Here is a 15,011-nt window from a genome sequence, read left to right on the forward strand (position 1 = left end):
CCCCGCACTGCGGGGCTTTTTTGTTTCTGTTGCCCGCCTTTTTCCCCGAATGCTCCCTGTTCAGCTACGCTTTTTGCCGCTAGAGTGAATGATCCCGGAAGCACAGAGGAGAGGCGTCATGCTGTACATCTTTGATTTGGGTAACGTGATTGTTGATATCGACTTCAATCGCGTACTGGGCGTCTGGAGTGATTTAGGCCGTGTGCCGCTGGCCACGCTGCAGAGTCGCTTCAGCATGGATGAAGCGTTTGAACAACATGAACGGGGCGAGATCAGCGACCCGGAATTTGCCGAGCGCCTTTGCGAGCAGCTCGATATTGCCCTGAGCTATGAGCAGTTTACCGCCGGCTGGCAGGCCGTGTTTGTCGGCGTTCGCCCGGAGACGCTGGCGATCATGAACCAGCTTCGCGCCCGCGGCGAACGCGTGGTGATCCTTTCCAACACCAACCAGCTGCATTTTGAATTCTGGCCGACGCACTATCCGGAAGTTCAGCAGGCTGCCGATCGCGTCTATATGTCGCAGGAGCTCGGCATGCGTAAACCGGAAGCGCGGATTTTCAGCCATGTGCTGGCGCAGGAGGGTTACACGGCGGACCAGGCCATCTTCTTTGATGACAATCAGGCGAATATCGATGCGGCGCGCGCGCTGGGAATCGAAAGCGTGCTGGTGGAAGATCACAAAACCCTGCCCGCCTGGTTCGCAGCGCGTGGGTAAATGTGATGGCTAACACTCTGCGCCACCGGGCGCATGCGTTCTTTTTGTGGCTGAAACTGCTGTGGCGGCGCATCGACGAAGATAACATGACCACGCAGGCGGGGAATCTTGCCTACGTTTCCCTGCTGGCGCTGGTGCCGCTGGTGGCGGTGATCTTCGCGCTGTTCGCCGCGTTCCCGGTTTTTTCCGACATCAGCGTACAGCTCAAGAATTTTATCTTTACCAACTTTATGCCGGCAGCTGGCGACGTGATCCAGCGCTACCTTGACCAGTTTGTCGCTAACGTAAATAAAATGACGGCGGTAGGCGCGGTAGGGCTGATTGTCACGGCGCTGCTGCTGATGCACTCCGTTGACAGCGCGCTGAACGCCATCTGGCGCAGCAATTCGCCGCGTCCGATGATCTATTCGTTTGCCGTTTACTGGATGATCCTGACGCTCGGCCCGCTGCTGGCTGGCGCCAGCCTGGCGATTAGCTCCTATCTGCTGTCGCTGCGCTGGGTCAATGTCACCGGCGTTACCAGCCTGATCGACCAGGCGCTGCGTATCTTCCCGCTGGTGCTCTCCATTCTGGCGTTCTGGCTGCTTTACAGCGTGGTGCCAACGCGGCGCGTGCCGGGGCGCGATGCGCTCACCGGGGCGGTGGTGGCAGGCCTGCTGTTTGAGCTGGGTAAAAAAGGCTTTGCGCTCTATGTTACGATGTTTCCCTCGTATCAGTTAATTTATGGCGTACTGGCCGTTATCCCGATTCTGTTTCTGTGGGTCTACTGGACGTGGTGTATTGTTTTGCTGGGAGCGGAAGTCACCGTCACCCTGAATGACTATCGCCAGCTAAAGCTGCAGGAACATGAACCATCCCGTGAGGAAACATGATTGCATTAATTCAGCGCGTCAGTGCCGCCAGCGTGGCGGTCGACAACCAGATCATTGGTGAGATTGGCGCCGGACTGCTGGTGCTGCTGGGCGTGGAAAAAGAGGATGATGATCAAAAAGCCCGGCGGCTCTGCGATAAAGTGCTCGGCTACCGTGTTTTCGGTGACGAGAATGACAAAATGAATCTGAATGTGCACCAGGCTGGCGGCAGCGTGCTGGTGGTTTCGCAGTTTACGCTGGCGGCAGATACCCGTAAGGGCATGCGTCCCTCCTTTTCCGGCGATGCCGTACCGGCAGAAGCGGAGCGGCTCTATAACGTCTTCAGCGACTGCTGCCGGGCCAGCGGTATCACAACCGCCAGCGGTCGCTTTGCGGCCAATATGCAGGTTTCACTGGTTAACGACGGTCCGGTCACTTTCTGGTTGCAGGTGTGAGATCGGCAGCCTGGCGGCAGGCAATCGGCCACGCTGGCTCCGAACGGGAGAATCATTTTATGTATCATCTTCGAGTGCCTCAGACGGCCGAAGAGCTGGACATGTATTACCAGTTCCGCTGGGAAATGCTGCGCAAGCCGCTGCGCCAGCCGCAGGGCTCAGAGCGGGATGCCTGGGACGCGCTGGCGCACCATCAGATGGTGGTGGATGAGCAGGGCAAGCCGGTTGCCGCAGGCCGCCTCTATATCAACGCAGAGAATGAAGCAGCTATTCGCTTTCTGGCCGTGCACCCGTCGGTACAGGGCAAGGGGCTCGGGACGCTGGTGGCGATGACGCTGGAATCCGTGGCGCGACAGGAAGGCGCCAAGCGCGTAACCTGCAGCGCGCGCGAAGACGCCGTGGAGTTTTTTGCCAAGCTGGGTTTTATCAATCAGGGTGAAATCACCGCACCGCAGACCACGCCGGTGCGCCATTTTCTGATGATCAAACCGGTGGTGACGCTGGATGATATTCTGCATCGCGCCGACTGGTGCGGCCAGCTCCAGCAGGCGTGGTATGAGCATATTCCCCTGAGTGAGAAGATGGGCGTGCGCATCCTGCAATATACCGGGCAGAAATTTGTCACCACCATGCCGGAGACCGGCAATCAGAATCCGCACCATACGCTGTTTGCCGGCAGTCTTTTCTCGCTGGCCACGCTGACCGGCTGGGGGCTGATCTGGCTGCTGCTGCGCGAACGTCATCTGGGCGGAACCATCATTCTGGCGGATGCGCATATCCGCTACAGCAAACCGATCAGCGGACGGCCCGGCGCCACTGCCGATCTCGGCTCGCTGAGCGGCGATCTCGACCGCCTCGCGCGCGGGCGCAAGGCGCGCGTGCAGCTGGAGGTTGAGCTGTACGGAAATGAAGAGCCGGGCGCAGTATTTGAGGGCGTCTATATTGTGCTGCCTGCGGACCAGCATGGTCCACTCGAAGCGGGTGGCTCCGGCGCGCTGATAAACTGAGGATGGTGCAGCCGATCGCGCGGCAACAACGCGATCGGCCTGCCGTTCTTAATCTGTCTGCCCGTTACGCATGCTCTGCTGCAGCGAGCCGGCGTCCGTGGTAACGGAAAGGTCTGCCGAAATGCCCGGACGCAGCGGCGTACCGGCGCGCAGTGACCCCTTAAGCTGCAGCTGCAGATTACTGTCACCGCTCTGCGTCAGCGCTGGCCAGCCCCAGTTTTCCAGTACGTTGACCGGCACCGCCTGGCCCTTCAGGCTCAGCGTCAGCGGACGTTCGGCGCTCTGGCCTACCGTTGCCGTCGCCTCCAGCAGTCCATTGCCGTTAAAAGCGCTCATTTCTGTTATCTGGATTTGCTGCTCATCTGCCGTCAGCGCTATTGAGGGATGACGCAGATCGGTACGGTTAAAGGTCGCTTCTGCCGCGTTAAGACTCGCTTTGCCCGACCAGATCCCCCACTGATGCGCGCGCGCCAGCAGCAGATTATCCGCAGAGCCGTCCAGCGCCGTCATCTGGAAAGGAAACGCCGGGTTGATATCGATGATCAGGTTACGATTGGCGGTGGCGTGCTTCACCAGCACGCTGTCAAGCCAGGCGGGCAGGGCGGCCTGCCAGCGCTCGCGCCAGTTCTGCGGCAGCGTATACTCCAGTCCGGCCACGGCCAGATCGTCCAGCGTCAGCTGCCGGTTGCTGCGCGTCCAGCTGCCGCTGGCGCGCAGAATACCGTTAACCCAGCGGGAGCTGAACTGCGTAAGTCTGACGCCTTCAGGCGAGAACTCTGCATTAACGATAGGATCATCCAGCGCCAGGCTGCCATTGATAAAGTTGCCGGCATTCATCGCCAGATAGCCTTCGTTACTCTGCCAGTCGCCGTTGCGCAGGGTAATGTCCCGCAGCGTAAGATCGAGGTCGGTGACCGCCCAGTCCGGTCCCTGCAGCCGGGCGTCGGTGACATCCAGACGGTTAATTGTGACCGCAGGGGCCGTCAGCAGCGGGCGCAGGAAATCATTCAGCGATTGGCTGGTCTGCAGACGGATATCATTCAGGCGCAGCTGATCAATGCTCCAGTTACCCTGGTCGTCACGCTCTGCCCGACCGGTCACCGATCCCCGGGCGATATCCGCACCTATCGTGGTGAGCTGCAGGCGGCGCTGCGCCACGTTGCCCTGTAGCAGCACGTTATCACCGGCCAGCCCGTTCAGCGTCAGCTGCGCGGCGCTTATCTGAAACTGTGCGTCACTGCCCAGCATATCGGCGGATACAGGTTTCCATGGAACAATACCGCCATTGACGCCGCGGGCAGAGAGCGGCAGCGCGGTGCGCGGGCTTTCCAGGCGCACATTGCGCAGCTGCAGGCGGTTGGCCTGAACGGGCAGCGTGGTGGATGGCGTCTGATTAGCGAGATTGATCTCCCCTTCATGAATTTCAATGCTGTCAAAATGAAGCCAGTCGCTGAACTGCACCATCGCCAGGCCCAGATCGATGCGTTTAGCCACGACAACCGCAGGCTGGCCATCGTGACCAAAACTGAAATTATCCAGCACGATATGCGAAGGGGAAGAGAAGTTGTGCTCAATTTTACTGACGGAGAGATGCCACGCAGTTTTATCACTTACCCAGCGGCTAAACCAGCCGGCGCCCCACTGTGTCTGCACCAGTACATAACCGATCACCAGCAGCAGCAGAATCAGCAGTAATAGAGTAAGGAAAAACTTGCCCAGGAATTTCATTGCATTCATCCATCGCGATCGTTGTCCGGTCAGTGGTTGTTATGCCTGAATTACCGTTACAGCTCAACCGTCTGGCGAAAAATGCGGATAAATAGCAGGCAGGCGGGCGCCTGCCTGCTGCGCTATTTTTCCTGCGGGAAAATAAGATTAAGCACGATCGCCGTAATACCGCCGGCAGCAATACCGGAAGAGAGCAGCGTTTTCAGCCACTCTGGCGCAAACTGCAGGATCAGCGGCTGCTGAGAGACACCGAGTCCGACCGCCAGCGATAGCGCAATAATCATGATAGCGCGGCGGTTAAGCGGCTCACGGGATACAATGCGCACGCCGGAAGCGGCAATGGTGCCGAACATCACGATAGTGGCCCCGCCCAGCACCGGTTCCGGAATATGCTGAACAAAGCCGCTGACCGCCGGAAACAGCCCGAGAACCACCAGCATCAGCGCCACCACAAAGCCTACATAGCGGCTGGCCACGCCGGTCAGCTGGATCACGCCGTTGTTCTGACCAAAACAGGAGTTGGGGAAGGTGTTAAACAGGGCAGAGACGCAGGAGTTCAGGCCGTTTGCCAGTACGCCCCCTTTCAGGCGCTTCATATAGAGCGGGCCGCTGACCGGCTGTTCTGAAACGTCAGAGGTGGCGGTGATATCACCGATGGTTTCCAGCGAAGTAACCATAAAGACCAGCATCAGCGGGATCAGCAGATTCCAGTCAAAACCCAGCCCGTAATAGAGCGGTGAAGGCACAGCCAGCAGCGGCTGCTCTACCGGTGCCGCGCTCTCCGGCAGCATATCCAGTCCCCACGCCAGTGCATAACCCACCGCCATCGCGATCACCAGCGATGCCACACGCAGATAGGGGTTGCGCTGACGGTTAAGCAGAATAATCACCAGCAGCACGGCACCTGCCAGCAGCAGATTTCCAGGCGCGCCAAAGCTGTGATCGTTCATAGCAGCAAAGCCGCCGCCAATTGAGGTCAGCCCGACCTGAATCAGTGAGAGACCGATAATCATCACTACGATGCCCGACACCAGCGGCGTAATAATCCGGCGTGCAAGATGCAGCACGCGCGACAGCAGCATTTCGGTACAGGAGGCGACCATCAGCGTGCCAAACAGCGCTGCCATCATGGTGGGCACATCCGCGCCACCATTCTTCAGCGCCATACCGCCCATAATCAGCGGCGTAACAAAGTTAAAGCTGGTGCCCTGAATCGACAGCAGCCCGGAGCCCACCGGTCCCCAGGTTTTGATCTGCAGCAGCGACGCTACGCCGGAGGCAAACAGCGACATACTGATGATGTGCTGCGTATCCTGTGCCGGTAGCCCCAGCGCCTGGCAGATCAGCAGTGCCGGGGTGATCACGGCAACGAACATCGCCAGCAGGTGCTGACAGGCGGCAAACAGCGTCTGCGGCAGCGGCGGGCGATCCTCAAGACGATAAATCAGTTCGCTTTTTGTCGTGGCAGACGCACTGGCGGGCGAAAGGGGTTCGGCACGATTAACAGACATGACAGGCTCTCAGTAACAGCAAAGTGGCGATTTTAAACGGTTGCCCGCTGAAAGCAATCGTTTGCATCGCTGCGGCTAATTACCGGCTGGACAATTTTTCAGCGGGCGCGCAGGGCGCGCCTGAAACCGGCCTCTATGCGTGGCTGTAGCGTTCAGTTTCCGGCAACCAGCGCTCAATCAGCGCCTGTGCCTGTTCGGGGTAATATTGATGGATATGGCGCGCCACGCGCTGCACTTCGGGGATCATGGCCTGATCGCGCAGCAGGTCAGCGACCCTGAATTCAGCGTTGCCGGTCTGCCGCGTGCCCAGCAGCTCGCCGGGGCCGCGAATTTCAAGATCGTGCTGCGCAATCACAAAGCCGTCGTTGCTGTCGCGCAGTACCTGCAGGCGACGCTGAGCGGTTTTGCTCAGCGGGGCTTTATAAAGCAGCACGCAGTGTGAGGCGACAGCGCCGCGTCCGACGCGTCCACGCAGCTGATGCAGCTGTGCCAGACCGAGCCGCTCCGGGTTTTCGATGATCATCAGGCTGGCGTTAGGGACATCCACGCCAACCTCAATAACGGTAGTGGCGATAAGCAGCTGGATCTCGTTCGCTTTGAACGCGGCCATTACCGCCTGCTTCTCTGCGGGCTTCATCCGACCGTGCACCAGGCCGGTGCGCAGATCGGGTAATGCCACGCTCAGCTCCTGCCAGGTCGCTTCAGCGGCCTGCGCTTCCAGCACGTCCGATTCATCAATCAGGGTGCAGACCCAGTAGGCCTGACGTCCCTCCAGGCAGGCGCTTTTTACGCGTTCAATAATCTCGCTGCGGCGCGTGTCCGGAATGGCAACCGTTGTGACCGGCGTGCGGCCCGGCGGCAGCTCATCGATTGTCGAGGTGTCGAGATCGGCGTAGGCGGTCATCGCCAGCGTGCGCGGAATGGGTGTCGCGGTCATAATGAGCTGATGCGGATGAAAACCCTGCTCTTCGCCTTTTTCCCACAGCGCCAGCCGCTGATGCACACCAAAGCGGTGCTGCTCATCAATAATCACCAGCGCCATGCCGTTGAACTTCACCTGCTCCTGAAACAGCGCGTGCGTGCCCACCACCATCGCCACCTGACCACTGGCGATCGCCGCCTGCTGCGCTTCGCGCGCTTTGCCTTTCTGCTTGCCGGCGAGCCAGCCAACCTCGATGCCGAGCGGCGCAAACCACTGACGGAAATTTGCAGCGTGCTGCTCGGCCAGCAGTTCAGTCGGCGCCATCAGCGCCACCTGTTTGCCGTGGGCAATGACGTTCAGCGCTGCCAGAGCCGCCACCAGCGTTTTACCGGAGCCGACATCGCCCTGTACCAGGCGCAGCATCGGATAGTCATTAGCCAGATCGCGCTCAATCTCTTTTACCACGCGCTGCTGCGCGCCGGTCGGAGAGAAAGGCAGCGCGGCCAGCAGCCTGTCCACCAGCGTATGGCAGGGGGTCAGCGGCAGCGCATGATGACGCTGTGCGCCCGCGCGCACGGCCAGCATGCTGAGATTATGCGCCAGCAGCTCTTCAAGAATTAATCGCTTCTGTGCCGGATGGCGGCCGGTTTCCAGTTCGCTGAGCCGGAGATCGGGCGGCGGCCGGTGCAGCGTGCGCAGCGCATCAGGCAAGCTGATCAGCCCGCCGCTCAGCTCTGACGGCAGCAGCTCAGCGATCGCACAGCTCTCCAGGAGAGTCAGCGCCTGGTCGGTAAGATTGCGCAGCGTGGCCTGACGTATCCCCTCCGTGGTGGGATAGACCGGCGTCAGGGTTTCCTGCAGCTCAACGCCGCCCTGCTCACCCTGAACGCGGTATTCAGGATGGATAATTTCGGCGCCGCGCTGTCCGCGCTTGATCTCACCATAAGCGGTGACGCGGCGACCCGGCGCCAGGCTGTTTTTCATGCCGGCGGTGAAGTTAAAAAAGCGCAGAGTGGCAATCCCGCTGCCGTCACCAATCTGGCATACCAGCATGCGGCGGCGACCAAAGGTGACTTCGCTGTTCAGCACTTCGCCTTCGATGGTGGCCCAGATACCAGGCAGCAGATCGTTAATTTTGTAGAGCTGGGTGCGATCTTCATAGCGCAGGGGCAGGTGCAGCAGCAGATCCTGGATAGTAAACAGGCCGAGTCTGGCCAGCTTAGCGGCCTGGCTGGCGCCGACGCCGGTCAGGGTACTGAGCGGTATGGCATCCAGCAGCCGGCCTTTCATTTCCGACCCGTGGCTTGCATGGCGGACCACCAGCTGGCATCAGCATCGATGCCACCCTGCATGTTGATCTGCGGATAGGGCAGGCCTTTCTGCTTCGCCACGCGGGCGAGAACCGGATAGCCGCCTTCAAACAGCAGACGCTGCTGCTCTTCTTCATCCAGCAGGCTGTGCTTACGCTGATACATGCCGGCATTCTGTCGCTGGCGCTGTGCTTCATACAGAATCAGCGCCGAGGCCACAGAGACATTCAGCGACTGCACCATACCCACCATCGGAATAATAATATCCTGGTCAGCCAGCGCCAGCGCGTCGGCGGTGATGCCGGTTTTTTCCTGACCCATCAGAATGCAGGTCGGGCGGGTGTAATCGATAGCGCGAAAGTCGACCGCCTTGTCTGAAAGATGGGTGGCGAGCACCTGCATGCCGCGATCTTTCAGATGGCGTACCGCTTCCGTAATGTGCGTATGGGTTTTAACTTTTACCCAGCTGTTGCTGCCTGCGGAGGCCGAAACCATCGTGCGCATCCGCACGCTGGGCCAGACGGCGTGAACCTCATGAATGCCCACTGCGTCTGCCGTGCGGATCACCGCAGAGACATTGTGCGGCTTGTGCACCTGCTCCATGCAGACGGTGAGATCGTGCTGACGCAGCGCCAGCATTTCCTGAATTCGGGCAAAACGTTGAGCATTCATGCATTAATTACGGTTACGGTGGACTTTAATCACATCCGGCATCACGCGAATTTTGCGCATGATGTTTGCCAGATGGACGCGGTCGTTAGCAGTCAGACGGATAAAGGCGCTGTAGACGCGGCCATCGCGCTCTTCGGTATTCAGGCTCTGAATATTCGATCCCGCCGTGTTAATGGCGGCGGTCAGGTTCGCCAGCGCACCCTGGTGGTTAAACATATCCACCTTAATCTCCGCCACGAATTCCTGATCGGTTACCTTATCCCACTCTACAGCCATAAACTTCTCGGGCTCTTTCTGGTAGCCACGGATATTACGGCACGATTCATGGTGTACGACCAGACCCTTGCCAGGGCTGACGTGTGCGACAATCGGGTCGCCGGGAATAGGACGGCAGCACTTGGCGAAAGTGATCAGTACGCCATCCGCGCCTTTAATCGGCAGTTTTTTGCTGCGCTTGCTGCTCTGCGCCGCATCCGCAGCGGACTGCAGCAGGTTTTTCGCTACGACCACGCTCATGGCGTTGCCCAGACCAATTTCAGCCAGCAGATCGTCCATGCTGGCGAGCTTCATACGCTCCAGCTCCAGCTGCACGTTTTCTGCCGGTATCTCAGCCAGCTTTTTACTGCCGCCCAGCGCATGGCTCAGCAGACGACGCCCGAGGTTAACGGAATCTTCACGCTTGAGGTTTTTCAGCAGCTGACGGATCTTGGCGCGCGCTTTTGAGCTGACCACAAAGTTGAGCCAGGCAGCGTTCGGGCGTGCGCCAGGCGCGGTGATAATCTCGATTGTCTGTCCGCTGGTCAGCGGCTGTGACAGCGGATAGGGCTGGCGATCGACGCGCGCGCCGACACAGGCGTGGCCAATGTCGGTATGTACCGCGTAGGCGAAATCGACCGGCGTCGCACCAGCAGGCAGCTCAACGATGCGGCCTTCCGGCGTAAATACGTAGATCTCATCCGGAAACAGATCGGATTTAACACTTTCGATAAATTCAAACGAGCTGCCAGCGCTTTGCTGCAGCTCCAGCAGGCTCTGCAGCCATCGCTGAGCGCGGATCTGTGCGGTCGTGCCGCTTTCGCCCGCTTCTTTATAGGCCCAGTGGGCTGCCACCCCCATCTCTGCCATTTGATCCATATCTTCGGTACGGATCTGCACTTCAACCGGCACGCCGTGCGGGCCAATCATGGAAGTGTGCAGGGATTGATAGCCGTTGGCTTTGGGAATAGCGATATAATCTTTGACGCGGCCGGGACGCGGCTTATACAGGCTGTGCATCTGACCCAGCACGCGATAGCAGGTGTCGAGATCTTTCACCACCACGCGGAATGCGTAGATATCCATGATCGAGTGAAAACGCTGCTCTTTGAGGTGCATTTTGCGGTAGATCGAGTAAAGATGCTTTTCGCGTCCGCTGACGCGGCAGGGAATGCCCGCCTCCAGCAGACGCCCGTCAATTTCTGACAGGATCTTCTGAATCATCTCTTTACGATTACCGCGCGCCGCTTTGACCACCTCTTTGATCACCCGAAAACGATTAGGGTAGAGCGCTTCAAATCCCAGCTCTTCCAGCTCTGTTTTCAGATGATGAATACCAAGACGGTGCGCCAGCGGGCTGTAAATCTCCAGCGTCTCCAGCGCAATGCGGCGTTTTTTATCCGGACGCAGGGCGCCCAGCGTGCGCATATTGTGCGTACGGTCAGCCAGCTTGATCAGAATGACGCGGATATCCTGCACCATCGCCATGATCATTTTGCGGAAGTTTTCAGCCTGCGCTTCTTTCTTGTCGCGGAACTTCAGCTTGTCGAGCTTGGATACGCCTTCCACCAGTTCAGCCACGCTCTTGCCAAACAGCTGTTCCATGTCCTGATAGGTGGCAGGTGTATCTTCGATCACATCATGAAGCAGCGCGGCCATCAGCGTTTCATGGTCGAGTTTCATCTCGGCCAGAATGCAGGCCACGGCAACAGGATGGGTGATGTAGGGCTCACCGCTGGAGCGAGTCTGTCCCTCGTGAGCATCACGTGCGACAAGGTAGGCTTGCTTGAGGCGCTTGATTTGCTCCTCAGGCAAGTATTTTTCAATCAGCTGATTGAGGCTTTCAAACAGATACAAGGTTGACCTGCAGAGTGCGGTTAACGACGACCTTCAGCGATAGCGGTAACGGCTTGCAACTCAGCGGCTTCCTGCTCTTGCTGTTCCTGACGATCACGCACATCCAGAATCTGGTTGGTGATCAGGCCTTCTTCGATTTCGCGCAGGGCGATAACGGTGGCTTTATCGTTCTCTTCCGGAACCAGCGGGTCTTTGCCGCCTACCTGCATCTGACGTGCACGACGTGCAGCGACCAACACCAGGTCAAAACGGTTACCAATTTTCTCTACTGCGTCCTGAACGGTTACGCGTGCCATAGGTGTGCTACTCCACAGATGATGAAGAAATGACTGGGCATAATACTGAAACTGAATTCAGACTGCCAATAGTTTGCTGATTAAAGCATCATGACGCGCTTTCTGGCGTCCCATACGCAGACGTTCTGCGCGAATAATGGTTTTCAGATCGGACAGCGCCAGATCGAAATCATCATTAACAATCAGGTAATCGTATTCAGCATAGTGGCTCATTTCCGCCACGGCCTGCGCCATGCGGCGGGCGATAACCTCTTCGCTATCCTGACCACGGCCGCGCAGACGGCGATCCAGCTCTTCGGTTGACGGCGGCAGGACAAAAATACTACGTGCTGCAGGCATTCTGCTGCGGATCTGCTGCGCGCCCTGCCAGTCGATATCCAGAAAGACATCCACGCCGGTGGCCAGAACCTGCTCAATCGCGGCACGGGATGTACCGTAATAGTTGCCAAACACTTCGGCATGCTCGAGGAACGCATCTTCAGCAATCATGCTTTTGAATTCAGCTTTGGAAACAAAAAAGTAGTGCTCACCATGCGCTTCGCCAGGCCGCATGTCGCGGGTGGTATGCGATACCGACACCTGCGTGTCGTAGAGCGGTTGTGTCTTTAACAGCGCCTGAATCAGGCTGGATTTACCCGCGCCGCTGGGGGCGGAAACAATATAAAGCGTGCCTTGAGCCATGGTTATCTTGAATTGAGTAAAGAGCGGAGTCGATTTCCTGCACAGTATACACGGGTTAGGGCCGCCACGCAGCGTTTGCCGCGCAGGTAAGGCAATTCTTTTCTGCGAACAGGCGCAAACCGCGCGGTAACAGAGAGTAAAACGTCAGATTTGTGCGCGAGCGCGATTCCATACTCTGCGCAGGCTACTGGCTATGACCACCGCCGCACGCTTCAATCAGCAAAAAGGAGAGCGGCAATGAAACGATGGCTGTGGTTAGGTCTCTGCCTGCTGAATGCAGAAAGCCGGGGAAAAGCGCTGTGCCCCGTCTGGTCGCCGGTGCGGGCGCAGCAGGAGATAACGCGCCTGCAGGAGCAGCTGCGTCACTGGGACAACGTTTACTACCAGCAGGGGGCGTCGCCGGTCAGCGATGATGACTATGACAGTCTGCTTTCCCGGCTGCAGCAGTGGCAGCGCTGCTTTGTACCCGGCGAACCGGTACATGAAACCGCGCTGCCAGCCAGCCGTGGCGCGCCACATCCGGTTGCGCATACCGGGGTGCGCAAGCTGCGCGACAGGCTGGCGGTTGCTTACTGGATGCAGCATAAATCCGCGCTCTGGGTTCAGCCTAAAGTCGATGGCGTGGCCGTCACGCTGCTCTATCGTCACGGCAGGCTGACGTCGCTTATCAGCCGTGGCGATGGCGTGCGCGGTGAGGAGTGGCGCGACAAAGCGGCGCATATTCCGGCTATTCCGCAGCGGATTGAGACCTCGCTGGCGGAGGTCGTCCTGCAGGGAGAGCTGTTTCTGCAGATGACCGGTCATCAGCAGGCGCGCGATGGCGGAGCCAATGCGCGGGCGCAGGTGGCCGGCGCGATGATGCGGCGCGAGATCGGTCCGCTGCTGAAACGCACCGGGCTGTTTATCTGGGCGTGGCCGGACGGCCCCCCGGAGATGACGGAAAAACTTACGCAGCTGTCGCGCTGGGGCTTTGATCTTGCCCGGCAGTGGAGCCAGCCGGTCAGTGATGAAGAACAGGTTGCCGCGTGGCGCGAGCGCTGGTTTCGCGCCGCGCTGCCGTTTGCCACCGATGGCGTGGTGATCCACGCTGCGCCTTCTGCTGCCGGCCGGGACTGGCAGCCAGGACAGGGAAGCTGGTCCGCCGCATGGAAATATCAGCCTGCCGAAGTCAGCAGCGAAGTGCGTGCCGTTACGTTTTCCGTTGGCCGCACCGGGAAAGTTGCGGTGGTGCTGAACCTGCAGCCGGTGCAGGCAGAGGATAAAACCATCCGGCGTATCAGCATCGGCTCTGTTGCACGCTGGCGCGCGCTGGATGTGATAGCCGGCGATCAGGTCACGCTGACGCTGGCCGGGCTGGGGATCCCGCGTCTGGAGCGGGTGATCTGGCGGGTGGCGGAACGCCACTATCCGGAACCGCCCGCCAGTGATGATTTTCACGCTACCAGCTGTCTGCATATTACGCCTGCCTGTCGTGCGCAGTTTCTTTCCCGCCTGAGCGGGCTGAGCCAGAAAACCGTGCTCGATATTGCCGGTATGCAGCGCAGCAGCTGGCAGCGCCTGGTACAGCACGGTGCGCTGACGCACCTGTTTTCATGGCTGACGCTGACGCCAGAGCAGATTGCCGCAGCGGAAGGCATATCGCCGGCGCGGGCGCAGCGTATCTGGCTCAGTTTCAGGCTTACGCGTCAGCAGCCGCTGCGGCGCTGGATCGCGGCGCTGGGTCTGCCGCTGCCGCGTCAGGCGCTTGCGTCCCTGCCGGATACGCAGTGGGAAGCGCTGCTGGCACGCACCGGGGCGGACTGGCAGCAGCTGCCGGGGGTTGGCGACGTGCTGGCGCAGCGGCTGGTCACCATGCTGCAGACGCCTCAGCTGCGTGAGCTAATCGCGTTTCTGCAGCAGCAGGGCATTCCGGCCGCTCCCTCAGTGTTCAGGATGGGGATAGTTGAAGACCGGCAGGCCGAGACGGAAACGCAGGGCGAGCAGGCGGGCAGCAAAACCGAACAGCAGGGTGATAATGACCACCGCTTCATGCGCCAGCGAGGTTTTCAGCAGCAGGATATAGATCCAGCCAGATGCGAAGGCGATACCGGCATACAGCTCTTTCTGGAACACCAGCGGAATGCGGTTGCAGAACATATCGCGCAGCACGCCGCCAAATACGCCGGTGATGACCGCAGCAATTGCGGCGATGATCGCTGCGTGGCCGGAATCCAGCGCGACCTGCGCACCAATAATCGAGAACACCACCAGGCCCAGCGCATCAAGTACCAGAAACACTTTGCGCAGGTGATTCATCAGCGGTGCAACAAAAGTGGTGACCACCGCTGCCGCCGCAACAATCATGATGTACTCCGGATGCTTTACCCAGCCGAGCGGGTAGTGACCCAGCAGAATATCGCGCACCGAGCCGCCTCCGATTGCGGTGACAGAAGCGATGATAATAACGCCAAACAGATCCATTTTGCGCCGGCCTGCAGCCAGCGCGCCGGTCATCGCTTCAGCGGTAATGCCGATAAGGTAGAGAACAGTTAATAGCATGGGGGGCTCCAGCAGTCTGGCCGGCAAGGCTAAAGCCTCCGCGGCGCAGAGACTATTGAGATTTTTTCAACTGAACGGCGTCAGATTAGAATAGATAATGTGATGATTAAGAAAAGGCAGGCAGGGAAGGGGATAAACAAAATGCGTCAATATTTGTGATAAAAAAATATGATGCGGGGAAGCCTGTTTTCAGACGAGGATCGATTAAATCGC

Annotated in this window: 12 protein-coding genes and 1 pseudogene; 5 read left to right on the plus strand and 8 right to left on the minus strand. The window is 59.0% G+C overall.

Features of this window, described 5'->3' with window-relative positions; all coding sequences use genetic code 11:
* The first annotated feature begins 118 nt into the window (after window positions 1–118).
* The 4 genes from yihX to fabY are packed head-to-tail and all read left to right on the plus strand — an operon-like array spanning window position 119 to window position 3,028.
* Window positions 119–715 carry a glucose-1-phosphatase gene (gene yihX, locus DBY66_RS13540; RefSeq protein WP_039381334.1) on the plus strand — a complete coding sequence of 199 codons (597 nt, stop codon included), beginning with the start codon at window positions 119–121 and terminating at the stop codon, window positions 713–715.
* A 5-nt stretch (window positions 716–720) separates the two neighbouring features.
* Window positions 721–1,587, plus strand: coding sequence for a virulence factor BrkB family protein (locus DBY66_RS13545; protein ID WP_039381331.1), 867 nt, complete (start codon window positions 721–723; stop codon window positions 1,585–1,587).
* Window positions 1,584–2,021, plus strand: coding sequence for a D-aminoacyl-tRNA deacylase (gene dtd / locus DBY66_RS13550; RefSeq protein WP_108570154.1), 438 nt, complete (start codon window positions 1,584–1,586; stop codon window positions 2,019–2,021). The genes DBY66_RS13545 and dtd overlap by 4 nt, the downstream gene beginning before the upstream one ends.
* Window positions 2,022–2,080: 59 nt before the next feature.
* Complete coding sequence (gene fabY / locus DBY66_RS13555; protein ID WP_039381327.1) at window positions 2,081–3,028, plus strand: fatty acid biosynthesis protein FabY; 948 nt, start codon at window positions 2,081–2,083, stop codon at window positions 3,026–3,028.
* 48 nt (window positions 3,029–3,076) lie between these two features.
* On the opposite strand, the gene DBY66_RS13560 is transcribed toward fabY, so the two are convergent.
* From DBY66_RS13560 to gmk, 7 genes are all read right to left on the minus strand, one after another.
* Window positions 3,077–4,756 carry an AsmA family protein gene (locus DBY66_RS13560; protein WP_039385670.1) on the minus strand — a complete coding sequence of 560 codons (1,680 nt, stop codon included), beginning with the start codon at window positions 4,754–4,756 and terminating at the stop codon, window positions 3,077–3,079.
* Window positions 4,757–4,878: 122 nt separating this feature from the next.
* The gene (locus DBY66_RS13565) at window positions 4,879–6,267 is read right to left on the minus strand and encodes a uracil-xanthine permease family protein (RefSeq protein WP_039381325.1); all 1,389 of its coding nucleotides are present in this window, start codon (window positions 6,265–6,267) and stop codon (window positions 4,879–4,881) included.
* 133 nt (window positions 6,268–6,400) lie between these two features.
* Window positions 6,401–8,479 (minus strand): ATP-dependent DNA helicase RecG, encoded by a 2,079-nt coding sequence (recG, locus tag DBY66_RS13570; protein ID WP_108570153.1) that lies wholly within the window; start codon window positions 8,477–8,479, stop codon window positions 6,401–6,403.
* Window positions 8,476–9,171, minus strand: a complete 696-nt coding sequence (gene trmH / locus DBY66_RS13575; RefSeq protein WP_039381320.1) for a tRNA (guanosine(18)-2'-O)-methyltransferase TrmH — start codon at window positions 9,169–9,171, stop codon at window positions 8,476–8,478. Before trmH ends, recG begins: the two co-directional genes overlap by 4 nt.
* 3 nt (window positions 9,172–9,174) lie before the next feature.
* On the minus strand, window positions 9,175–11,283 hold the full coding sequence (spoT, locus tag DBY66_RS13580; protein WP_039381317.1) for a bifunctional GTP diphosphokinase/guanosine-3',5'-bis pyrophosphate 3'-pyrophosphohydrolase: 2,109 nt from the start codon (window positions 11,281–11,283) through the stop codon (window positions 9,175–9,177).
* 20 nt (window positions 11,284–11,303) lie between these two features.
* Window positions 11,304–11,579, minus strand: coding sequence for a DNA-directed RNA polymerase subunit omega (gene rpoZ, locus DBY66_RS13585; RefSeq protein ID WP_013511051.1), 276 nt, complete (start codon window positions 11,577–11,579; stop codon window positions 11,304–11,306).
* A gap of 57 nt (window positions 11,580–11,636) precedes the next feature.
* Window positions 11,637–12,260 (minus strand): guanylate kinase, encoded by a 624-nt coding sequence (gene gmk / locus DBY66_RS13590; RefSeq protein WP_104086040.1) that lies wholly within the window; start codon window positions 12,258–12,260, stop codon window positions 11,637–11,639.
* A gap of 237 nt (window positions 12,261–12,497) precedes the next feature.
* On the opposite strand from gmk, the pseudogene ligB reads away from it, so the two are divergent.
* Window positions 12,498–14,240: pseudogene (gene ligB / locus DBY66_RS13595) on the plus strand (NAD-dependent DNA ligase LigB); the annotation flags it as partial.
* Here the strand turns inward: ligB and DBY66_RS18030 are convergent.
* A complete protein-coding gene (locus DBY66_RS18030) occupies window positions 14,181–14,798 on the minus strand; it encodes a trimeric intracellular cation channel family protein (protein ID WP_071668661.1) in 618 nt (205 codons plus the stop codon). The pseudogene ligB and the gene DBY66_RS18030 sit on opposite strands and share 60 nt — an antisense overlap.
* Between the last annotated feature and the right edge of the window lie 213 nt (window positions 14,799–15,011).

Source organism: Pantoea sp. RIT413 (genome assembly GCF_003057675.2).
GTDB classification, from domain to species: Bacteria; Pseudomonadota; Gammaproteobacteria; order Enterobacterales; family Enterobacteriaceae; genus Pantoea; species Pantoea eucrina.

Excerpts from the sequence above, each read along its gene's own strand:
- yihX (WP_039381334.1), top strand. The coding sequence starts at position 119 with ATGCTGTACATCTTTGATTTGGGTAACGTGATTGTTGATATCGACTTC.
- DBY66_RS13545 (WP_039381331.1), top strand. The coding sequence starts at position 721 with ATGGCTAACACTCTGCGCCACCGGGCGCATGCGTTCTTTTTGTGGCTG.
- dtd (WP_108570154.1), top strand. The coding sequence starts at position 1,584 with ATGATTGCATTAATTCAGCGCGTCAGTGCCGCCAGCGTGGCGGTCGAC.
- fabY (WP_039381327.1), top strand. The coding sequence starts at position 2,081 with ATGTATCATCTTCGAGTGCCTCAGACGGCCGAAGAGCTGGACATGTAT.
- DBY66_RS13560 (WP_039385670.1), bottom strand. The coding sequence starts at position 4,756 with ATGAAATTCCTGGGCAAGTTTTTCCTTACTCTATTACTGCTGATTCTG.
- DBY66_RS13565 (WP_039381325.1), bottom strand. The coding sequence starts at position 6,267 with ATGTCTGTTAATCGTGCCGAACCCCTTTCGCCCGCCAGTGCGTCTGCC.
- recG (WP_108570153.1), bottom strand. The coding sequence starts at position 8,479 with ATGAAAGGCCGGCTGCTGGATGCCATACCGCTCAGTACCCTGACCGGC.
- trmH (WP_039381320.1), bottom strand. The coding sequence starts at position 9,171 with ATGAATGCTCAACGTTTTGCCCGAATTCAGGAAATGCTGGCGCTGCGT.
- rpoZ (WP_013511051.1), bottom strand. The coding sequence starts at position 11,579 with ATGGCACGCGTAACCGTTCAGGACGCAGTAGAGAAAATTGGTAACCGT.
- gmk (WP_104086040.1), bottom strand. The coding sequence starts at position 12,260 with ATGGCTCAAGGCACGCTTTATATTGTTTCCGCCCCCAGCGGCGCGGGT.
- DBY66_RS18030 (WP_071668661.1), bottom strand. The coding sequence starts at position 14,798 with ATGCTATTAACTGTTCTCTACCTTATCGGCATTACCGCTGAAGCGATG.